General features: G+C 25.6%; 2 protein-coding genes and 1 pseudogene. All 3 read right to left on the reverse strand.

Features of this window, described 5'->3' with window-relative positions; genetic code table 11:
* On the reverse strand, positions 1–1,191 hold a 1,191-nt coding region (locus KTO59_RS03805; RefSeq protein ID WP_284928717.1), incomplete at its 3' end, for an ATP-dependent metallopeptidase FtsH/Yme1/Tma family protein.
* Between the two features lie 74 nt (positions 1,192–1,265).
* Positions 1,266–2,300 (reverse strand): hypothetical protein, encoded by a 1,035-nt coding sequence (locus KTO59_RS03810; RefSeq protein WP_284928718.1) that lies wholly within the window; start codon positions 2,298–2,300, stop codon positions 1,266–1,268.
* A gap of 544 nt (positions 2,301–2,844) precedes the next feature.
* Positions 2,845–3,531, reverse strand: a pseudogene (locus KTO59_RS03815) (hypothetical protein); the annotation flags it as partial.

Genomic DNA, 3,531 nt, shown 5'->3' on the forward strand with positions numbered 1-3,531 from the left:
ATCACCACGAGGAATAATCGTTATTTTCTGTACTTTTTGAGCGTGTTTTAATTTTAAACCAATTACAGCGTGTCCCGCTTCATGATAAGCCACCATTTTTCTTTCTTCTTCGTCGTATTTTCTTGATTTTTTAGCTGGACCCATCAAAACCCGATCAATAGCTTCATTTAATTCTTCCATCGTAATACAATCTTTTTGATTGCGAACCGTTAAAATCGCTGCTTCATTTAAAACAGCCCCTAGTTGCGCCCCACTCATAGAAGGCGTTTGTTTAGCGATTTGTTCTAAATCAACCGATGGATCTAGTTTTTTATTTTTAGCGTGCACTTCTAAGATCGCTTTTCTCGCTTTCACATCAGGTAACCCTACTTTAAAAATGCGATCAAATCTTCCGGGACGAAGTAAAGCTGGATCTAATATATCCGCTCTATTAGTGGCTCCAATTACAATAATTCCTAAAGATTTAAAAGATTTAGTAAAACCATCCATTTCGGTTAAGAGTTGATTTAGAGTTTGATCTTTTTCTTGCGAACGGCCACTATTACCAGAATTTCTTTTACCACCTAAAACATCTATTTCATCGATAAAAATAATACAAGGAGCGTTTTGTCTGGCTTCTTTGAATAACGATCTTATTCTTGCAGCACCCACGCCGACATAAATTTCTACAAATTCAGAACCAGATGCTGAATAAAAAGGGACATTAGCTTCACCGGCTAAGGCTTTGGCTAATAAAGTTTTTCCAGTTCCGGGTGGTCCTTCTAATAAAACCCCTTTAGGAATAGAAGCACCAATATTAACATATTTTTGAGGATGTTTTAAAAAATCAATTAATTCTTGCATTTCTTCTTTTTCTTCTTCATTACCAGCGACATCTTTGAAAGTAAACAAAGATTTTTGTTTAGAAGATATTAAGGGATTAGAATTTAATTTACCCGAACTTAAATTTAAAATATTGTAAATATAAAATGCCCACATACAAGTGCCAATAGGTGATATAATTTTAATTAAAAATTCAACCCATTCCGTCAATGCATTAAAAAAATGAAAAAAATTTAAATGTGATAAAATAGGATAAAAGTAAAATTTTGTAGTTTGAAAATAATTAACACGTAAGATAATTTTCATTATCACGTAAGTAATTAAAATATAAAAGACGATTTTTAAGTAATTTAAATTTAATTTTTTCATTTTTGGGAATCCCTTCATTATTTTTACTAAAATTAACTCTGTAATGTTTCTTTTAAAAAAATAAATATTTTATATTAATTATCTATATAGGTATAAGTGACCATTGTTTCAAACTTTTTTGTTTTCTTGTCTGTTTTAAATTCAAAGATTTCCTTAATTATTCTATTTTTTTCATCATAAAACATATTTATTTTTAAAATTTCATTATTTTTTATTTCTATTTTTGATTTTAATTGTTTTTTTTCATCATATTCATATTGAATCGTATTATTTTTTCGATTAACAAATGATGGAGGTGTTGGTAAACTAGAAAAAGGAATAGTATTTTCTTTCAACAATTTATTATCAATATCATATTCATAAATGGTTTCATTAATTTGAGGAAGTGATGAACTTGTTTCTTTAAATTTTTTTTTCTTTAATTGTCCGTTTTGGTATTCAAATTCAGATACATAATCATTACAATTAGTAACTTTTTTATTAAAAGAAGAAGAATAATTTTCTTTTATTTTATTGCCATGAGGATCATACGTATATGTTTTTTCATCTAATGGTGAATTGTCTTTTATAAAATAACTTTTTTCTTTTATTAATTTGTTATCAGAATTATATTCAAATTTTGTTTTAATATCTTCTTTTTGGGTTGATTTTTCCTTTTTACCTTTTTCCATAGAAAAAGTATAATTAGTAGTATTTTTTTCCACTAGTTGATGATTATTATTATAAATATAATCAGTAATTTCAGTATTTATATCTTCTACAATTTGAATTTCGCCTGGGTTCGAACCGGTGATTGAATTATTTTCATGAATAATTAAAATATCTTTCCTTTTTAAACCATCTTTTAAACGCGTAATTAAGGTCAAATATTTAAAATGGGGTATTTGTTTATTATTTTTTGGATCCGTAAAATCCGGAAGATCATAATGAACACTTTTAATCGTTTCTTGAAAAGAATCGGTAAAATCATTATGAACCTTATTTTGTGGAATAACCTTTTTCATGGATAAATAATGATTAACTATTAAAATTAAAATTAAAGTGCTTATAACTATTCCTACTAAAGTTATTATTTTCTTATGTTTCTGAAGAAATTCTTTATAATTCATTTCTTTTTTAACCTTTCTTCATTTTAGAATTAATTTTTAATAATTTAATTTTTCAAATTATTAAGATTATTATACACAAAAAAAAAAAAAAACAAGTCCCGACGGAAAAGAACTTGTTTTAGGTATGAAAAATAATCTTTATTTTGTTTTTAAAAATCTTTAGAAAAAGACAGAAATTAAGATATTTATTCGGAACGAGACATCTTGTTTTGAAGATGAATTTTTTTAATATTCGTTAAAATAGAAACAGTAAAGATCAGAGAAGATATAGTTAAAATTATTAAATTAAAAGTTTTCGCTTCTTCAAAATGAAAATCTGCTTTGTTATAAAAAAATGTAAATTTTTTTAACTATGCATATTTTTAAAACCCCTTTTCACTAAAAGCAAAAAAAAGACTAGTTTGATTTAACTAGTCTTTTCGGTATTAAAAATGAATTTATTTACAAAAATTTATAACAGTGTGCACACCCTGTTTTTAAAACTAATTTTTTGTTTTAATTTCTTCATGAGTTGCATATCAATTTATCCTGATAATCCCTTTCTTTAATTTGCGTCTAATAAATTGACTAATGGAATATAAAATCGATAATCTTTGATTAAAGCTAATACTTTTTTAAAGATTTCTTCATATGTTTGTTGTATGAGTTGTTGTTCTTTAGTGTTATTACTTCCTAAGGGCAATAATTTTACAATAACATCATCGTAAAAATATAAAAATTTTTCATGAGAAGAAGTGAAAAGACCTGTTTGCGGATTAACTCCTGGATAAGCTTTATCATATTGAGATCCTGTTTTTGATGTCAAGCCTGAAAAAAATTGGGTATCAATTTCATTACCTTGTTGCTTATTTTCATCTAAATATATTTTTAAAGGGGAAAAGTTTAAAGTTATTGTTTTTTCTCCTATACCATTGTTTAAAACATTATTAATGATATACCAATAATAATGACAGTCTTCCAAGTATTCACATTTTTCTTGTATTAAATCCAATCTCATATTCATATTTTGTGAGGGATCTTCTTTATTTTCCTTTTTATCAACTATTTGAATTTTGATTTTATTTTCTGGTAAATGATTTTTGTTAATAAAAGTAGTGAATAAATTTTTTATTTGTTCTAAAATTGAATCAGTTAAATCTTTTAGCTTTTCTTTTTCTAAATCTTCTTCAATCAATAAATTTAATTTATAATTCTCTTGTTTTTGTTCAGGAGTTAAATCATCCCAAGCTTT

The organism is Candidatus Phytoplasma sp. AldY-WA1, from assembly GCF_020312115.2.
In the GTDB taxonomy this organism is placed as follows: domain Bacteria; phylum Bacillota_I; class Bacilli_A; order Acholeplasmatales; family Acholeplasmataceae; genus Phytoplasma; species Phytoplasma vitis.

Coding starts and splice junctions, on each gene's coding strand:
- KTO59_RS03810 (WP_284928718.1), bottom strand. CDS start 2,300: ATGAATTATAAAGAATTTCTTCAGAAACATAAGAAAATAATAACTTTA.